Raw genomic sequence first — 19311 nt, 5'->3', positions numbered from 1 at the left:
ATAGAAGGAATTAATAGCGTGGTATTAAAATTAAAAGTATGATTCTTTTATATTTTTTGAATTGAATTATTATAACAAAAATGAACAATAATAAACATATAATAATAGTAACAAAAGTAAGGAGTGAAAGCATGAAAAATTTTAGAGACTTAGGTGGTTACAAAACCAGTGATGGAAGAAGTGTAAAAAAAGGAATATTTTACAGATCAGCACATCTAACAAATTTAAGTCAAGAAGATATAGATACACTAAAAAAACTAAATATTAAACATATATTTGACTATAGAAATGATGATGAAGCCGAAAAAAATCCATCAACAGAAATAGAAAACATAAAAAATATAAGAATTCCAGCACTAAAGATGCCAAGTACCGAAAGTGATGAATTTGACTCAGTAGAAGCAATGATTGATGAATTTTTTGAAAAAGGCATGGCATATAATAGAATGAAAGAAAGTTATTATCAGCTTCCTGTAAATAATGAATCTTATAAAAACTTAATAAACCTAGTAAAAGATCCCAATATGCTACCAATACTTAGCCACTGTACAGCAGGAAAAGATAGAACAGGGGTAGGATGCTCAATAATACTTATGCTACTAGGAGTACCTCGTGAAGATATAATTAAAGAATATTTAAAAAGTGAAGATTATGTAAAAGAATTTATAGGAGAGTTTTTATCTTTTAGACCAGACTTAAGTCATATACCTGAAGAAAAACTAAGATACATGTTTGGAGTATATGAAGATTATATTAAAGAGTGCTTTAAAAGAATTGATGAAATGTATAAAAGTCCTGAAGAGTACATTTGTAGCGAATTTAACATAACAGAAAAAGAGCTAGAAGAAATAAGAAATACTTATTTAGAATAATTTATTTTATAAAAACAAGGAATATTAACCATCGAAATAGAAATACTTAAATAAGGGTATATAAAACTATTTACTAGCTTTGTATACCTTCTATTTATATACAAAAATAGATATTATCTCATATACAAAATAAAAGAAATTGCATTTATTTATATTATGAATAAATGTGATTTATTTATTTTGGAGAAAAATATAAATTTTATATGCTATAACTAATAAATTATTAAATAGATAAATAATAGGAGGAGATTATAATGAAAGTGCTATTTTGCAACATAGCATGGATGGAAAACTACAAAGGAATAACTGAGAAAGATCAGCCTGAAAATGGAGGAAAATGGATTAAAGAAAAGCTACAATTAGAAGAGTGCTCTAACTTTTTAGTAAAAGAAGATGGTAGCTATCAAGGATATATTTACACCAAACCATCAAGAGGTAAAGATAGTGCACTAAAAATTGAAAATATAGAAGATATAACAGAAGAAGATGAAACAGCAAACAACGTATTAGTAATATGGGTAGCAAAAGATCCATTCCAAAACAAGCTAAATATAATAGGATGGTATAAAAATGCAACAGTATACAAATATGTAGATTTTGACAAAAATCAAAACAAATTCAATGTAACAGCAAAAGGAGAAGACTGTGTACTATTACCTATAAACAAGAGACATAAAATAGTACCAAAAGCAGGAAGAAGTGAAGACTCATACGGAATGGGCCAATCAAACGTATGGTATGGAAAAAAAGACGACAAAAATGCAGAAAAATATATAAGAAACATGGTAGACTATATAAATAACTATAACGATGAGAATCTATTACTAGAATCAAATTACTGATTCGTTTACAAATGATGTGAATTATTATAAGTGATATGCTGGTAAGCTTAATAAGCTTATCAGCATATTTTTTACGTATAAAAAATTAAAATTACCCACAAAACATGTATACAATATATTTATAAAAAAATGTTGCAAATAAAAATTGGAGTAACTACAATTTAAATATGTAAATATTCAGAAAATTAAATGTAGTACAAATAAACAATGTAGTATTGGGGACAAATATACATAGAGCAAAGGGGGGAGGATAAATAGCTTTAATTCAATACATTAATATAGATTATATGTTTTTTAACAGCAGGATAAGTACTTTCTTTAAAAGAAAAAGTGTAAATCAAAAGTTTGGTATTAACAGTCAGATATTATAAGGGGGAATAATAATGAATACAACTCTAGCAATTATTATTGCAAATATTATCGTTATAGGAGCAACTTTGATACCGACATATATAATAAGTAATAGAAAGAAAACATCAGAAGAAGACTGGGCTGTGGCAAGTAGAAGTCTTCCAATATACGTTGTTATAGGAACACAGTTTGCTAGTGCAATGGGTGGAGGAATATTAGTTGGTCACCTAGGAAACGCTTATGGAAATGGAGTAGCGGTTCTAATATATGGTCTTTTAGCATCACTTCCTTTTATAATCATAATGTACCCAGCAAAATGGCTAAGAGCAAATAACTACACTACTGTTCCAGAAATACTTAGAAACTTTTCAGGGAATAGTAAACTTGTTACAGTTGTAGCTGCATTAATGACAATAATTGTGCCATTTGGATGGGTAACATCACAAATAACAGCATTTGGTAGTATTTATACTACTATTACAGGAATTGATTATAATTTACTATGTATAATTTTCTGCGTAGTAAGCTTATTCTTTGTAATGCCATCTGGGTTAAAAACAGTGGCTTGGACAGATTTTATATTTTCATGTTTTATGATATTAATGTGTGCTATAAGTTTAGTTTTTGTAACAAAGTTAACAGGTGGATTTAGTGAAGTTAAGGAAAGTATAGAACCTGCAATGCTAAGCTTTTCAGGATCTATTGATAAGATAGGAAAGACAACAGTTTTCTTATGGATTTTCTCTATACTGCCAGGTGGTATAACTAATCAACTATATTTCCAAAGAGTATGTGCAATAGATGATGAAAAAAAAGTTAATAAGAGTTTAGGTATTTCTGCACTACTTTCATTCTTAAGTTTTATGTGGGCAGTGTATATGGGAATAAATATAAATGCTCTTAATCCAGCAATAGAAGGAAACGCAGCAACAGGTTGGTTTATGACTCAATTACCAACATTTTTATTAGCAGGGTTTGCAGCTTTAATATTTGCAACAATGATGTCTACGGTAAGTAGTGGAGTTCAATCTGTAGTTGTTAATATTACAAGAGATATTTTACCAATAGTAAAACCAGGTTTAGATTCTGAAAAAACATTAAAGTTGTCTAGAGCTCTTTCATTTGTAGTAATGCTAGTAGCAGTTTTAATGTGTTTAGTATTTACAGATACCTTAACTTGGCTAGTATCAACATATGCTTTCTCAGCAGCTACTCTATTGTGCCCTATATATGTAGGATATGCTTTTAGAAATAAAAAATTTATAACAAAAGTAGGAATAGTAGCAAGTATGATAGCTGGAGCTTTAGGATGTATTATAGGTATGATTTTACAGACAGCTATAAATTATGCTGCTATAGGAATAGTTCTATCATTAATAGCATTACTAGTAGTTAGTAAGATGACAAATAAAGAAAAATTAGAAGCTTAAAATTTTAATATAATTTACCAATATTAAATTAATATTAAGAATCATAATTCAAATGTAGTACATTTAAACAAATTATAGAATAGGGGGATTTTAATATGAGTTACAAATGGGCAATAGTAGGTGGAGGTAATGGTGGTCAATCAATGGCAGGTCATCTTGGAATACTTGGCAAAAGTGTAAAACTATTTGATGTTATGGAAGAAACAGTACAAAAAATAAATGAAAAAGGTGGCGTAGACGTTATAGGTGCAGTAAATGGATTTGGTAAAGTAGAGCTTGCAAGTACAGATATAGGAGAGGTAATAAAGGGGAGTGATGTTGTAGTTGTTGTATTGCCATCATTATACCATGAAAGCATAGCTAGAAAATGTGCACCATACTTAGAGGATGGTCAAGTAGTTGTAATACACCCAAGCTCAACATTTGCTGCCTTTGAGTTTAAGAAGATTTTAGAAGAAGAAGGTTGTAATAAAGAAGTAATAATAGGGGAAACAAGTACTCTTCTTTATGCATGTAGATTAAAAGAAATAAGCTTTGCAGAAATATATGGAGTTAAAAATATGGTAACAGTTGCAGCACTTCCTGCAAAGAAAAATAATATTTTAATTGAAAGACTTAACTCTGCATTTCCACAATTTAAGCTAGCTAAAAATGTATTGCAAACAAGTCTAGAGAATCTAAATGCAATGATGCATCCAGCACCAACAATATTTAACACATCTAAAATAGAAAACGAAGAAGATTTTTTATACTACATAAATGGAATAACACCATCTATAGGCAAATTTATAGAGGAGATGGATAAAGAAAGAGTTGATTTAGGTAAGGCTTTAGGTTTAAAATTAGAATCTATAGATGTTCTATATAAAGAAATGTATGATGCAGAGGGTGAACATTTATATGAAATAGCAAGAAGTGTAAAAGCATATAAAGGGGTAAAAGGTCAAAAAACACTTAGAACAAGATATTTACAAGAAGATATACCTAATTCACTACAACCAATGTCTTCATTAGGTAAAAAGCTTGGAGTAAAAACAGATAGAATGGATTCAATACTAAAGATAGCAAAACTACTTTTAGAAGGAGAATTTGTTGAAGGTAGAACTGTTGAAAGTGTTGGTCTAAATGAATTAAATATAGAAGAATTGCTGACTTATGTAGAAGAAGGTATAAAACCTATAGAAGTAACTGAATAATTAATATTAAAAGAGCATGTTAAATGTAGTACATTTAAACATGCTCTTTGTATGTATTGACAAATAGTGAATATTTTATTATTAACAGAAATAAGTTATAATTAATCTTAGATGGATAAAAAACATGGGGGAGTAAACATGATAAAGCCTATAAGTAAAAATAAATTATTTCAAGATATAACAGATCAGATTATAAATATGGTTAAAGAGGGCATTTGGAACCAAGGTGATAGAATACCTGGAGAAATAGAATTAGCAGAGAATTTTAATGTAAGTAGAAATATATTAAGAGAAGCACTAAAGTCACTTGAATTATCAGGTATATTAGAAGCAAAAGCTGGTAAAGGAACTTTTATAACAAAAGATGCATTAATAAATATTAAAAAGATGGACATGTTTAAGTCTCTTAAAGATAATAATGGAATAAAAGAGTTAATGGAAACTAGACTAGTATTAGAGCCATCATTAGCTAAATTAGCTGCTATAAATGCTACTGATGAAGAAATAGAAGAACTTGCTAAATACTGTATAAAAACAAATGCATATACAGTAAATGATGGAGTAAAATTTCATATGCAAGTAGCAAAACTATCAAAAAATAGAATACTTTATACGTTACTAAGTTCAATAACTGAAGAAATAGAAGCGCAAAGATTTATGTATATTGATAAATACAGAAAAGCAGAGAATCTTGATAAAAGCTTGGAAGAACATAAAAGAATATATGAAGCTCTAAAGAATAGAGATAAAGAGTTAATCTATGAACTTTTATATAACCATATCAGTAAAGAAATAATATGATGTGTCTTAAATTAATTTGAAAATGACTAATTGGAATTGATTTTGTAATATAAAATCAGGAGGTGATAGATTTATGAAATTAGAACATTTTAAAGGAACTCCATTTGATTATAGCGATGATAAATTAACTGTTTATTTTGAAATTGCAGATAAACAAAGTACAAGAAAAATTATGGGAAATATACCTTTTATAGATAACATTGAAGATTTAGAACATGGATTAGAAGTAAAAATTGCAAAACAACAAATACCAGAGGTAATTAGTTATTTATCACAGGAAAGTATTGCTATATATGCTGTAATTCCTCAAAGACAATAATATTGAATATCTTAATTTAACATTTAATTTCAACAAGGTAGTAAAACAGGTTAAATAATAAAATAGAAAGAATTCTAAATTAGTATAAATGTAAAATAAAATTTATCATTTATTATCTACTAATTTAGAATTCTTTTTTTTGCCTAATTAAAAAGAAGATAATATATTTTCTACTTTTTTTGTTGATAGAAGATGTCTCATTTTTTCTCTATGATATAAAAACATAGAGTATAAATCCTCAGAAGGCTTAGGATCACCATAAACCCTCCAGTACTTAGTGTTATGGAAGCTATAATTACCATAGCCCATGAATCCAACAACATCCTTTATAGGATAACCTAAAAATATACCAATCTCATCAGGAAAATTATCACCTTCTAATTTCTCAATCAAATGCTCAAGGCAAGAATCAACAGTAACATCTTTTGGATAGCCTAAATACTTTAAGAAATTTTGACACTTCTTACATTTTAACTTTTCACTTAAAGAATCTCTATTTATAAAAAGCACCTTTGTACCTTTACTTTCCTTGTTAATTACAATATGTTCAATTTTGTTACATCTGCTAAAATACTTATTGATTTCGTCTATTTTACTTTCTCTGTTTACATCATGAAATGGAACACTTATTATTTCAGATGGCTTAGAACCCATTAATACAGGTCCAAGTACCTCAATAAGCCATTTTATATATGATGAGTTTATATTATTTACACAGTGAAGAGAATTACAACATTTCATTTTTAATACACTCCTTTAGTTGATAATGATTATTATTATATTTTATTATAACTTAATTGATAATAATTATCAATAATAAGTTACTATTTACATTTATTACTAGGTTTAAAAAAATTATTTTGAATAAATAAAAATATTATTTTTTGGAATAATAATCTAGAGTAAATAAAAAATTTAAATTATTAATTAAAATATGACCTATATATTAGAGAGGATGACAAATATGAATAGAATTAAAGGGTTAATAATTACATTAACTATAATATTTAGTGTCACAATCATAGGTTGTACACAAAATAATACTAATATTCAACCAGATACAAATAATAATAAAGAAAATACATCAGATAAAAATCAAAATACATCACAAGATGTGCAAGATAAAACTGAGAATACAGTGTCTAGTGAAGATGAATACAGAAACTTCCTAACAAAAAATTATGAAAAATATATAAAGCCGCTAGATTTTGATAAGTACGATGATTTAAAAGAAATATTAACTCATAGAGGTGAAATTGATAATATAGAATTTTTCAATGAGTACAAAACCTATTTAGAAGATAACAAAAGTAACCTAAAATCATTTGAGCAAACTATGGGAAACTTATACCTGAATGATGCAAAATTAAAAGAAATTAACGATAGTTTAGTAAAAGAATGCAAAATATATGTAAATGATTTAGAAATGCAAATAACAGCTTTAGATCAAATAGATAAGGATGTCTTATATAAAACTAATAATGAATTTATTTTATATTTAGATGAACTAATAGATAGAGACGACCTAGAGAAAAATAACTTTGAAGATAAAATTGAAGAAACTGAAAAATTATTAAATTTAAGACTAGAAGAGAATCTTTAAGGGAAAAATAGTAATAGTTACTCAATAATTGATTTGATAGGTTTATTGAGTTTACTTATAAAAAATTATTAGGAGGAAGAAAATGAACAAGAAAAAAATAATTACAGTAGGTTTAGCATTAGCATTAACTTTTAGTGCTGTAGGATGTACAAAAAAATCAACAGTAGCAACACCAGAAAAAAACACAGCAACTACAGAAGATTATTCTAGCTATTATGCTACAGGATATAAAGACTACATAGCTGGATTAGATCAATACGCTATATATTCAAATCCAGCAGATATAACAAAAGTATATGAAAATAAAGAATATCCAGGTAATGAAGCATATTTAACAGATGTTAAAACAGCTTATAAAGAAAGTAGAGATAAAATACAAGGATTTGTTGATAATATGAAAAAACAAGACAACATTTCTGATAGCGAAGTTAAGAAAATGAATGATGATTTAATAGCAGAAGGAGAAAAATTAGTTGCTGAGATAGACACTAAAATGAAGCAATTAGAAGCTATTCCTGCTGAAAGTTATACTAAAACTAAAGAAGAATTCTCTACTGTTGTTAATGAAGCAACAACAGTTAAAAATTCAGTTTCTAACTCTTTTAATTCAATGATAAAGGACATGAATGAATTCTTTGGAATTAATAAAAAATAGTAAATTATAATTTTTAATGATTATAAATTTCAAATACTGTAATCAATTTTAATGATTCTGATTGAAAATTTTACACTAAATATTATTTTTTATATAAAAATAAATATTTATGATTGACATTAAAAACTAATTGATATAATATTTAAACATATCAGAAAACAAAGAAAATATATAAAATTAAATATCTCTTATCGAGAGAGGTGGAGGGACTGGCCCTGTGAAACCCGGCAACCAGTATATGTAAATATACAATGGTGCTAAATCCTGCAACTGTTATCAGTTGGTAGATGAGTATAAATTGCTAATTAAGCCTAAGTTTATACTTAGGCTTTTATTTATTTTAAGAAAAGGGAGATTTTACTTACAAAATATATGAGGGGGAAATGACATGATAAATATTAAAAATGTAGGTAAGTATTATGGTGAGACTCAAGTACTTAAAGACGTAAGTATTGATATAAATAAAGGAGAAATATTTGGAATAATAGGTCATAGTGGAGCAGGAAAATCAACAATACTTAGATGTATAAATGGACTAGAAGATTATAAAGAAGGTAGTATACTCGTTAACAATAAAGAAGTAAAGAAGCTTAATGAAGGGGAGCTAAGGGAATTAAGAAAAGATTTAGGAATGATATTTCAACATTTCTCATTATTAGAAAGAAAAACAGTATATGAAAATATTGCATTACCACTAGAATGTTTTAAATTCTCAAAATCAGATATAAAGAAAAGAGTAACAGAACTTCTCGACCTAGTAGGATTAAGTGATAAGAAAGATGTAAAACCAAGAAATTTAAGTGGAGGTCAAAAACAAAGAGTTGCAATAGCGAGAGCATTGGCACTAAATCCAAAAGTACTTCTATGTGATGAGGCTACATCAGCACTAGATCCAAACACAACAAAATCAATATTATCACTACTTGAAGATATAAATAAAAAACTTGGAATAACTATAATAATGGTTACACATCAAATGGAAGTAATTAAGCAAATATGTACTAGAGTAGCTATTATGGAAGGTGGAGAAGTTTTAGAAATAGGAGATACAGAGGAAATCTTCTTACAAAATACTAAAGCCCTTCAAACTTTACTAGGAGAAGAAAATATAGTATTACCTAAGGGGGTAAACATAAAAATACTTTTCCCTAAAGATATATCTAATGACACAATAATTACTAATATGGCTAGAAGTTTAGATATAGATTTTTCTATAGTGTTTGGTAAGTTAGAGAAATTCAAAGACGATATACTTGGATCATTAATAATAAATATTAAGAAAGAACATAAGAGTAAGGCAATGGCTTATTTAAATAGTCAAAATATTAGATGGGAGGAGATTATAAATGACTAGTTTAAGTACATTTTTAAATGAAATGCTTTTAGACGCACTACTAGAAACCATATATATGGCTGCAATACCAACAGTACTTGCAACACTAATAGGATTTATAATAGCAGTAATCTTAGTCGTAACTGCATCAGATGGACTAAAACCAAATGAACCAATAAATAAAACTTTAGGATTTATAGTAAACACACTAAGAAGTTTTCCATTTATAATCCTTATTGTAGCCCTAATACCACTGACAAGATTAATAGTAGGAACTAGCATAGGAGAAACTGCAGCACTTGTTCCAATAACAATAGGGGCAGCACCTTTTATAGCAAGAATAATCGAAAGTGCACTAAATGAAGTAGATAAAGGGCTTATAGAAGCAGCAAAATCTTTTGGAGCAACTAAAAGACAAATTGTATTTAAAGTAATGGTAAAAGAAGCAATGCCTTCAATTGTATCAGGTATTACATTATCAATAATATCAATACTAGGATATACAGCAATGGCAGGAGCTGTTGGAGCAGGTGGAATTGGTAAAATAGCATTAACTTATGGTCACCAAAGAAATGATACAGCAGTAATGATATATACAGTAGTAACATTAATAATATTAGTTCAAATAATTCAAGGGATAGGAAATCTAGCTTACAAAAAGCTTAAGTAAAGAATCTATACTTATATATTTATAGAAATAAGAATTAATAATATAATCTTTAAGACATTATTTAAAGAATGAGCAAGATAAAAAAGTATCAAAATTATAAAAAATAGTGAGATAAACAATAACAAATAATTACCTAGTTGGAATGAATAATAGTTATTGATTTATATAAAAAATTAAAAAAATAGGGGGAATTAAAAATGAAATTAAAAAGATTATTAACTTTAGGATTAGCATCAGTTGTGGCGGTATCGGTAATAGGATGTTCAAGTGGTGATAGTGAAAGTAAATCAGAGGTAAAGGGAAATGACAATAAAATAGTAATAGGGGCATCAGCTACTCCACATGCAGAAATACTTGAGGTGATAAAACCTCAAATAGAAAAAGCAGGATATGAATTAGATATAAAGGTGTTTGATGATTATGTACTACCAAATACAGGATTAGCTGAAGGATCATTAGATGCAAACTTCTTCCAACACGTGCCATACTTAGAGCAAACAGTAGCAGAAAGAAAGCTAGATTTAACTTACACTGCTAAAATACATTTAGAGCCAATAGGATTCTACTCAGAGAAAATAAAATCATTGGATGAATTAAAGGATGGTGCAGTTATAGCAATACCAAATGATGTAACTAACGGTGCAAGAGCATTAAAGCTTTTAGCAGACAATGGATTAATAGAAGTTAAAGAAGGGGACGATATAACTGTAAAAGATATAACTTCTAATCCTAAGAATTTAGAAATAAAAGAAATGAATGCAGAAATAATTGCTTCTACTTTACAAGATGTTGATGGAGCAGTTATAAATACAAACTATGCTTTAAGTGCTGGATTAAATCCAAGTAATGATTCAATAGTTATAGAATCTAAAGATTCTCCATATGCAAACATATTAGCTTGTAGAGAAGATAATAAAGAGAGTGAAAAGATTAAGGTTTTAACTGAGGCTTTAACTAGTAAAGAAGTAAAAGAATTTATAGAAGAAAAGTACCAAGGAAGTATAATACCATCATTCTAGAAATACGCTAGGCTATCTCGGTAAGAGTTCTGTCGTGTACTCGTCGCTCCGGATTGTATATATAAGTTCTATGTCATGCAGGCCAAAATCATGCCTGCAAATGGCATCTGAACTTATAAATCCAATCCTGCGCTAGAGTACACTGAGAACTCTTACAAACGAGATAGCCTTTTTGTATTCCGAAGAATAATGGACGGGGAGCGTAAAGGGAGAAGTCAAAGTAAATATATGTAATTAATTTAGGCTAGAATATACTAAGAACTTTCGCTTTTAAATAACCTTCTTGACTTTTTGGAAAACATAGAATACACTCATCTTAAATACATAGGAATCCGAGGTGTTATTCTTGAATAAGGAACTTATTAAAGGTAGTACTGTCACATTAATTTTAAATTCACTAAAAAAAGAGCCTACTTATGGATATGGGTTAATTAAAGAAATTGAAAATAAATCAAATGGCGTATTTCAATTTAAGGAAGGTACTTTATATCCTATTTTACATGGTCTTGAAAAAAATAAACTTATCGAATCATATTGGGAAGCTGAAAATGGACGCCGTAGAAAATATTACAGAATTACTAAAAAAGGTATTACAGAATTAGAAAGCCGAGAAAATGAATGGAGATTATTTAGTAAAACAATGAATTTAGTATTAGGAGGTCAATATTAATGTGTGAGAGAAATGTTTCAATAGAGAGGTTTTTACAATCTGTATGTAAATTCATCTCTACAGAAGATAAAGCAAAAGAAATACAAGATGAATTAAAGGATCATATTTATAGTTATATTGAGGAATATACTGAAAAGGGTATGAGTGAAGAAGAAGCTACAACCATAGCTTTAAAGCAAATGGGTGATCCAAATGCTTTAAGTAAAATGTATAAAGATAGGACTTGTAAAATTAGTAGGCTATTGCATATATTTGCAACTTTAACACTTTTATCAATATCAATAATCGCGGCAATTGGACATGGTTACCTTATCAATTTAGACAATCGTAGTTCCTTTTATATCTATTCACTTATAACTATATTTATAGGTGTAACACTAGGAATTCACATCATAGACATAATCAAAACACATAAAAAAGAGCGTAAACTTTCTAATGTAGATCCTCTTTTCTATATTCAATCATATAAATCATCGATCTTAGAAGAAAAACTAATAAAATATGCTCAAATAAGTATTTTAGTTATCTCTTTTGTAATACTAATAATTGTTTGTAGTGGATTTACCAAAATAGAATCAAAGGAAGCGTTGGCAAGTTATTTATCAAGCTTAGATTGTTTTGCATTTACACTATTTATCGTAATTAGTTTATCATTACTTACTCCAAAAGGAAAACACATAGCTGTATATTCTGATGGTATACTTACATTTAATTACTTCATACCTTGGGAAAGCATACAGGGATATATGTGGAGTAAAGAGTCAAAAGATGATAAGGACTTTTATAGTATTGATTTTTCCTTGAAAAAATCATATAAAATTGGAAATGACAGAGCGCCTATAAAAGTAAGTTCATCTCAGATAAATTTGATAAATGAATTATTGAAAAATAACAATATTATTGAGACTAACTGGTAATAACTAAATCTTATAAAGCAAGCTCTATTATAATTAAGCTTATTCATAAAAGCACCTATTTTGGCATATGATTTTGGTAAAATTTGTAGAGAGATTTAAACCTTATAAGTAATTAAGGTATGTTAATATATTACTATAATCATTAAATAATCTTTTATCATAATAATACAAAAAATTAAGGGAGTTGATCATTATGACATATAACACAGTTGAGAAAAATTATTTGAAAAATAGGGGGATAGAAAATAAATAGCCCCCATAAATTAATGGAGGAAGTTAATGAATAAAGAATTAATATTAAAGAAAATTGATGAAAGTAATTTTATAGAATGCTTTAATTTAAAGCTTGGAGAAGATCAAGATAATTTTGTATCACATCCTGTTCGTAGTTTGGCTCAGGCATATGTATATTATAATCAATGCACCCCTTTTGGTATTTTTAAAGAAAATATTATGGTAGGATATGTTATGGTTATTTATGATTATGATGAGGAAACCTATAATATTTGGCACATGATGATTGATGAAAAGTATCAAAATAATGGATATGGAACTAGAGCTTTAAAATTATGTTTAGATTATATAAAATCAAAGCCATTTGGAGAATCAAATGATATTATATTGACTTGTAATATAAAAAATTATAGAGCAATTAATATTTATGAAAAATTAGGGTTTAAAGATACAGGTGATGTTGATGATGACGAGATAGTTATGAAGTTAGTAATTTAACTAGAACATATTGGTATATTTGAAGGCGAGATAATACACTTATTTCGCCTTTTTAATGCAATAAACATGACTATATTTTGGCTCAAATCATTAAGCTCTAAATTCGGCTATCTATATACCTATATAATATAAAAAGTATTGTTACTTCGCATTATATTAAAATTAATTTTAAAATCTAATTATTTAGATATAAAAATAATAACATTATATAAATGAAAATAATGTATAATGCTTATAAAGGGGTGAGTAAATTTATGATTGATTTTTACTTTTTTATAGTGTTAATCATGGTGTTAATTGGGAGCGGAGAATTATACTTTAGCAAATTCTTAAATTTAAAATATAAGAAAATTACTTTATCAGAGGAGTTAAAGAAATATATAAATGATAATGAAGTAAATGAAATTAGCTTAACATATAGCAAGATATTTAAATACACAGGATTATTTAGTTTAATAACTGGAATAGTTTCAATTATATTTGAACCGATTATTAGTAAATACGATTATCTATCAATAATTCTTATATATTTATGCATATCAGTAATATTATTACTACTTCTTATAGTACTAATGTATACAATTGCAAATATTAAAAAATCAACAGCAGACAAACAAAGTAGGTGGATTTTTTTAATAATGATAATAGTATTTGCTATAGGACCATACTTAGATAATATAGCATATAACGCAAAAAACTTATATGGAGCAGTAGTTACAACAAAGATTAATCCTAATGAAGAATTTATATTATTCAAATGCAAAAGTGATAATCACAAAGCAGAGAAGGTCTATATGTCTATAAATGATATTTACAAAAATAAAGATAATGATATAATTCTTGATGTTAATTTAAGATATAAAGGTAAAAATAGCATCAATCTATATGGAAATGATAGTTTTGATGATTTAAGTGGATTTTATGCAGAAGCAGCTAGTATAGAAGATAGAAACGATTCTAAAGGATTTTATGCATCTATCTCAAATAAACTTGTTAAACGATGTAATCCTCAAATAGATAATTTAAATACTACAGTATCAAACGGAGATATTATAAACATCAAAGTACCTATAGAAACTAAAGGAAGTAAAGTAGAGGATTTTGAAATAAAGGATTTAAAATTTAAGATTCATAAGACATATAGTGGTGCTCATTATGGATTAGGAAGTTTTCAATATATAATATTAGAAAAATGATATGGAGAAATATGGAATACATCCAATGGAGATTTAACATTTAGTGATGATATAGGGGATATCTCATCATGGAATATAGATAACAAGGGCAATGTAAGTAGTGAAAGTTTTGGATACTTAGTATGTAATCCAAATTTTATGAAATACTAATACTTGTTTCAAAACAAGAAAAAGATGGATCTTAATGGAGTGGTGGAGATGGACTATACATTAGTGCTCCAGCTAAAAACAAACAAGAAGAAATTAACATGGATAAAAAGCTAAGTAACAAAAATGAATGGCTTTCAAAAACTGCCTGGAATTAATATTAATAAAATATACGAATATAACATAAAAATGGGGGATAAAATGGAACCAGGGCAATTTATTATTATGATTTTCCTACCAATAGCGATGCTAGTAGCAGGAATACATATATATGAAAAAAACTATATGTTTGGCATAGACAATTATGTATATAAACTTAGTATAAAACATAATATAGAGATAGATAAAGCTACATATTGTAGATTTGAGGGTATGCAAAGAATTAAAACAGGAACAAGTTTGTTAGTCTTAGAAGCAATATGCTTTTTATTTGGAATAAAATATCTTAATATAATGATAAAAATAATATTTATATGGGGAATAATTGACATAATTTTTTATTATAAAAATAGAAATAAACTTATAAAAAATCTAAATTTAAAGAATATGTAATCTTAGATATTTACGATAAATAATACCACGAAAACTAGATAGAAATTGTATCTAGTTTTTTATTGCGTAAAAATTTATTGAAAATATGTATAAAATCAGATCATGTTAATAAAGTTTATATATTAAAAAAAATGAAAGAAAAATATACTTACTATCTGTAATTGAAATATGATAATCAAAAAATAGGTTTAAATATTTAAAGAATAAGCCAAAATGCTTAATATTATTGATTAGAAAAACGTTATACCGAATGAATTTTCTGAAAAATAAAGTAGAAAGTAATGAAACTTCTAAAAATGATTTTAAAAAAAATAGCGTGTAGAAAAATGCCGAAAAATGCGTTGAAATTATTGAAAATGCTACTATAATAATAATTGACACAGAAATTATACATTTAAGGAGAATAGCATGGAAAACAAGACGCTTCAAAAAAATCTTGGTATGTCTGCAGCCTTATCTACTGTAGTAGGTATGGTTATAGGTGCAGGTGTATTCTTTAAGCCTCAATCAGTTTATGCATCAACTGGTGGAGCTCCAGGACTTGGAATTATTGCATGGGTAGTAGCAGGTATCATAACAATAACAGCAGGACTTACAGCTGCAGAGGTTTCAGCAGCCATACCTAAGACTGGTGGTATGATGGTATATATAAAAGAAATTTATGGAGAAAAATTAGGATTTTTAACAGGTTGGATGCAAACGGTATTATTTTTCCCTGGAACTATAGCAGCTCTTGGTGTTATATTTGCAGAGCAAGCAACAAGCTTAATGGGAAAACCTTATCTACTACTTCCTATAGCGGTGGGAATTATATTATTAGTGGCAGCATTAAATACTCTAGGTTCAAAAACTGGAGGGGCCATACAAACATTATCTACAGTATGTAAGTTAATACCTTTAGTATTAATTATGATATTTGGATTTATTAAGGGTTCAGGACAAAATGAAATATTAACACCTTTAGTTGGAGATGGAGTTAATGCAGGTAGTGTATTAGGACAAGTTTTAATAGCAATATTATTTGCATATGATGGATGGATAAATGTTGGTGCTTTAGCTGGAGAAATGAAAAATCCAGGTAAAGATTTACCGAAAGCTATAGTAGGTGGACTATCTTTAGTTATGGCAGTTTACTTAGCTATAAACTTAGCTTATCTTTGGGTATTACCAGCTAGTGAATTAGCTACTTACTCAGCGCCAGCGGCAGCAGTTGCAGAAGTAATATTTGGACCAGTAGGTGGAAAGATAATAACTGTAGGTATATTAATATCTGTATTTGGAACTTTAAATGGATTCATATTAACAGGATCTAGAGTTACATATACTTTAGCAGAGCAAAAAACTTTACCAGGATATAAAACATTATCTAAGTTAAACTCAGCTCAAGTACCAGCTAACTCAATAATATTAATAGCAGTATTAGCATCAGTGTATGCATTATCTGGACAATTTAACTTATTAAGTGATTTAGCAGTATTTGCAATATGGATATTCTATGTATTAACATTTGTAGGTGTAATTAAGTTAAGAAAAGATCAACCAAACCTACACAGACCATACAAGGTACCTTTATACCCGATAATACCATTAATAGCAATATTAAGTGGATTATTCGTTATAATTAATCAGTTATTATTCTCAGGAATTACTACTACTTTAATATCTGTAGGTGGACTTGTAGTAACAGCTATAGGTATTCCAGTATATAACTATATGACTAAAAAGACAAAAACTGAAATAAATTCAAAAGTAGCATAATATGCTTAAATAAATTTTATCAAAGGGGATGCCAATGGCATCCTTTTTTTACATACAAGAAATTTATAATTACAGACAATCTGTGGTTAATATTTAGTATCAAAGTAATATTTATATATTATAAAAAGAAAATATACAAAAAAGGTTAAAAATACTTTGTAACGAATTTAGTTATAGGGGGTCTTATATATAAAGGGGGGGAAAACTTGGCTGATAAATGTATGGAGGAGTTTGACAAAATATATAATCAATATTTCAAGGATGTTTATTTATTCATATTAAAACTAAGTAATGATGCCAAACTATCAGAAGAAATAACCCAAGAGACTTTCTTTAAAGCTATGAATAGCATAGAATCTTTCAAAGGTAATTGTAAGGTTAGTGTTTGGTTGTGCCAAATAGCAAAGAATACTTACTTTACTTATTTAAATAAACAAAAGAGATATATAGATAATTCTAGTATTGAAAATGATTATATTTTAAGTTTTGAAGATGAATTATTAAATAAAGAAAATAGATTTTATATTCACAAAATTTTACATGACTTAGAAGAGCCATATAAAGAAGTGTTTACATTAAGGGTGTTTGGAGAATTGTCTTATTTAGACATTGGACGATTATTTGATAAAACAGAAAACTGGGCTAGGGTTATATTTTATAGAGCTAAGAATAAAATTCGTGATAAATTTGAGGAGGTAAATAATGAATAAGATTACTTGTGAAATTATAAAAGATTTATTACCGCTTTATATAGATGACGTTTGTAGTGATGACAGCAAATATATATTAGAAGAACATATTTCTCATTGTGAAAGTTGTAAGAAGGAACTAGAAAATATTAAATCAGAGCTTTCCTTAATTGATAATAGAATTTATAAAGATTGTAATGAGATAAAAGATTTAGAAAGCATATCTAAAAAAATTAAAAAATCAAAGATAAAAAGTGCTTTTGTAGGAATAGGTGTTGCAATTTGTTTTTGTGCAATAATTTTTATAGGATACTTAGGACTATTCTGCTGGAGTATTGTTCCTATAGCTACAGAGGATTTACAGGTGTCAGAGATTAGTAAACTTACAGATGGACGATTTTCTTACAAATACAAGAAAGATTATGCATACCCAAATACTTTGATAAAGCTATCTGTAGATGATGAAGGTAATAAGTATGTAACTCATTATCGTTCTATACTACCTATGCAGGCTAAAAATAAATTAACTAAAGATTTATATTGGGTGTTTGATACAGATAAATTAGACAGTGATATTGAAATAAAAGCTATATATCTAGGAACTGAAAAAGATAAAAAACTTATGTGGGAAGAAGGATTGAGTTTACCAAAGGCAAGTAAAGATGCTGAAGATGTACTGACTTCTAACTAAATATATTACAGAGTATTTAGTATTAATTAAAGGAGATTTGTTATGGGTGCTGCGGTAATTTTTATTTTATAATAATAGTTGTATTGATTATTAGTGTTTTATAAGCGATAGTTTTTTATAAAAAAAGATGATATTTGAATAGTTTGAAAGACTGTAGATAGAATTTAAATATTAAATCTGCAGTTTTTTAGTTTTTATACTAGTAGATACATCTATATTTGAGCATATGATTTAACATATAAGTAATTGGTTAGAATTCATAATGAGTGATTAGTAATCGTACTAGATCATTAGAAAACCTTTATAAAAACTAGAAAAATAATGTCGAAATATAAGATAGGAAAACATAGTCAAGAAGATAGAAAACAATTTCCTTTGCGAAAGAACACTAAAAGAACAACTTATAAAACGTTGAAATATAGCCGTTTGTTATGTTTTCGACAAATGAGAGAAAAAAACATGAATAAATTTTATTGAATTAAAAAATATTTGTCTATATAATAAAAATATACAAGCGGTATACAATAAAAATAAATTGTATCCCGGGATACTATTGAAAGATTGATTGGAGGAATACTAGCTATGGAATTAAAAGTTACTGCTAGTGCTGGAACATTAGAATCAAGTGATATCCAAATCATATTAGAACCAAATGATAATGGAATAGTTGTAGAACTTGAAAGTACAGTAATGGCTCAATTTGGAGAACAAATTGAAAACGTTATAAGGGAAACTTTAAAATCTCTAAACGTAGAAAATGCAAAAGTATTTGCAAATGATAAAGGGGCTATAGATCCTGTAATAAAAAGTAGAGTACAAACTGCCGTATATCGTTCAGCTCAAACGAGCGAATACAAGTGGATGTAAG

The 19311-nt window shown here is 27.6% G+C and carries 21 protein-coding genes and 1 riboswitch; of the genes, 20 read left to right on the top strand and 1 reads right to left on the bottom strand.

Translation table 11 applies throughout. The features are described 5' to 3' along the window. The first annotated feature begins 131 nt into the window (after positions 1–131). The 6 genes from ACI48P_RS16420 to ACI48P_RS16395 all read left to right on the top strand — a co-directional run bounded on the left by ACI48P_RS16420 (position 132) and on the right by ACI48P_RS16395 (position 5811). The gene (locus ACI48P_RS16420; protein WP_475217705.1) at positions 132–872 is read left to right on the top strand and encodes a tyrosine-protein phosphatase; all 741 of its coding nucleotides are present in this window, start codon (positions 132–134) and stop codon (positions 870–872) included. Between the two features lie 254 nt (positions 873–1126). Then, positions 1127–1714: a hypothetical protein gene (locus tag ACI48P_RS16415; protein WP_475217703.1), complete on the top strand. Its 588-nt coding sequence runs from the start codon at positions 1127–1129 to the stop codon at positions 1712–1714. Between the two features lie 383 nt (positions 1715–2097). Continuing rightward, entirely contained in the window at positions 2098–3495 is a 1398-nt protein-coding gene (locus tag ACI48P_RS16410; protein ID WP_475217700.1) for a sodium:solute symporter family protein, read from the top strand. Positions 3496–3590: 95 nt separating this feature from the next. Further along, positions 3591–4691 (top strand): NAD/NADP octopine/nopaline dehydrogenase family protein, encoded by a 1101-nt coding sequence (locus ACI48P_RS16405; RefSeq protein ID WP_475217698.1) that lies wholly within the window; start codon positions 3591–3593, stop codon positions 4689–4691. A 138-nt stretch (positions 4692–4829) separates the two neighbouring features. Next, entirely contained in the window at positions 4830–5492 is a 663-nt protein-coding gene (locus ACI48P_RS16400) for a FadR/GntR family transcriptional regulator (protein ID WP_475217697.1), read from the top strand. A gap of 73 nt (positions 5493–5565) precedes the next feature. After that, positions 5566–5811 carry a hypothetical protein gene (locus ACI48P_RS16395; RefSeq protein ID WP_475217695.1) on the top strand — a complete coding sequence of 82 codons (246 nt, stop codon included), beginning with the start codon at positions 5566–5568 and terminating at the stop codon, positions 5809–5811. A gap of 147 nt (positions 5812–5958) precedes the next feature. On the opposite strand, the gene ACI48P_RS16390 is transcribed toward ACI48P_RS16395, so the two are convergent. Continuing rightward, positions 5959–6552: a DUF3793 family protein gene (locus ACI48P_RS16390; RefSeq protein ID WP_475217693.1), complete on the bottom strand. Its 594-nt coding sequence runs from the start codon at positions 6550–6552 to the stop codon at positions 5959–5961. Between the two features lie 223 nt (positions 6553–6775). On the opposite strand from ACI48P_RS16390, the gene ACI48P_RS16385 reads away from it, so the two are divergent. The 14 genes from ACI48P_RS16385 (at position 6776) to citD (ending at position 19310) form a co-directional block, all read left to right on the top strand. Next, positions 6776–7414, top strand: coding sequence for a hypothetical protein (locus ACI48P_RS16385; RefSeq protein ID WP_475217691.1), 639 nt, complete (start codon positions 6776–6778; stop codon positions 7412–7414). Between the two features lie 82 nt (positions 7415–7496). Continuing rightward, on the top strand, positions 7497–8069 hold the full coding sequence (locus ACI48P_RS16380; protein WP_475217690.1) for a hypothetical protein: 573 nt from the start codon (positions 7497–7499) through the stop codon (positions 8067–8069). A 185-nt stretch (positions 8070–8254) separates the two neighbouring features. Beyond that, a riboswitch (SAM riboswitch) is annotated at positions 8255–8363 on the top strand. A gap of 94 nt (positions 8364–8457) precedes the next feature. Continuing rightward, positions 8458–9423 carry a methionine ABC transporter ATP-binding protein gene (locus ACI48P_RS16375; RefSeq protein WP_475217687.1) on the top strand — a complete coding sequence of 322 codons (966 nt, stop codon included), beginning with the start codon at positions 8458–8460 and terminating at the stop codon, positions 9421–9423. After that, on the top strand, positions 9416–10072 hold the full coding sequence (locus tag ACI48P_RS16370) for a methionine ABC transporter permease (protein ID WP_475217685.1): 657 nt from the start codon (positions 9416–9418) through the stop codon (positions 10070–10072). Before ACI48P_RS16375 ends, ACI48P_RS16370 begins: the two co-directional genes overlap by 8 nt. A gap of 197 nt (positions 10073–10269) precedes the next feature. After that, on the top strand, positions 10270–11091 hold the full coding sequence (locus ACI48P_RS16365; protein WP_475217682.1) for a MetQ/NlpA family ABC transporter substrate-binding protein: 822 nt from the start codon (positions 10270–10272) through the stop codon (positions 11089–11091). Between the two features lie 337 nt (positions 11092–11428). Further along, on the top strand, positions 11429–11761 hold the full coding sequence (locus ACI48P_RS16360; RefSeq protein ID WP_475217680.1) for a PadR family transcriptional regulator: 333 nt from the start codon (positions 11429–11431) through the stop codon (positions 11759–11761). Beyond that, a complete protein-coding gene (locus tag ACI48P_RS16355) occupies positions 11761–12678 on the top strand; it encodes a permease prefix domain 1-containing protein (RefSeq protein WP_475217677.1) in 918 nt (305 codons plus the stop codon). The genes ACI48P_RS16360 and ACI48P_RS16355 overlap by 1 nt, the downstream gene beginning before the upstream one ends. Positions 12679–12957: 279 nt before the next feature. Continuing rightward, the gene (locus ACI48P_RS16350) at positions 12958–13410 is read left to right on the top strand and encodes a GNAT family N-acetyltransferase (RefSeq protein WP_475217675.1); all 453 of its coding nucleotides are present in this window, start codon (positions 12958–12960) and stop codon (positions 13408–13410) included. Positions 13411–13664: 254 nt separating this feature from the next. After that, a complete protein-coding gene (locus ACI48P_RS16345) occupies positions 13665–14606 on the top strand; it encodes a hypothetical protein (RefSeq protein WP_475217672.1) in 942 nt (313 codons plus the stop codon). 348 nt (positions 14607–14954) lie between these two features. Then, positions 14955–15305, top strand: a complete 351-nt coding sequence (locus ACI48P_RS16340) for a hypothetical protein (RefSeq protein WP_475217669.1) — start codon at positions 14955–14957, stop codon at positions 15303–15305. Positions 15306–15713: 408 nt separating this feature from the next. Continuing rightward, a complete protein-coding gene (locus ACI48P_RS16335) occupies positions 15714–17063 on the top strand; it encodes an APC family permease (RefSeq protein ID WP_475217666.1) in 1350 nt (449 codons plus the stop codon). A 206-nt stretch (positions 17064–17269) separates the two neighbouring features. Then, positions 17270–17773, top strand: coding sequence for an RNA polymerase sigma factor (locus tag ACI48P_RS16330; RefSeq protein WP_475217664.1), 504 nt, complete (start codon positions 17270–17272; stop codon positions 17771–17773). After that, complete coding sequence (locus tag ACI48P_RS16325; RefSeq protein WP_475217662.1) at positions 17766–18443, top strand: zf-HC2 domain-containing protein; 678 nt, start codon at positions 17766–17768, stop codon at positions 18441–18443. The genes ACI48P_RS16330 and ACI48P_RS16325 overlap by 8 nt, the downstream gene beginning before the upstream one ends. A gap of 582 nt (positions 18444–19025) precedes the next feature. Next, positions 19026–19310 (top strand): citrate lyase acyl carrier protein, encoded by a 285-nt coding sequence (gene citD / locus ACI48P_RS16320; RefSeq protein WP_475217660.1) that lies wholly within the window; start codon positions 19026–19028, stop codon positions 19308–19310. The last annotated feature ends 1 nt before the right edge of the window (position 19311 follow it).

The organism is Romboutsia sp. LXY-2, from assembly GCF_056171995.1.
The sequence above is the reverse complement of the archived record's forward strand: the minus strand, read 5'-3'. Positions and strand labels throughout refer to the sequence as shown.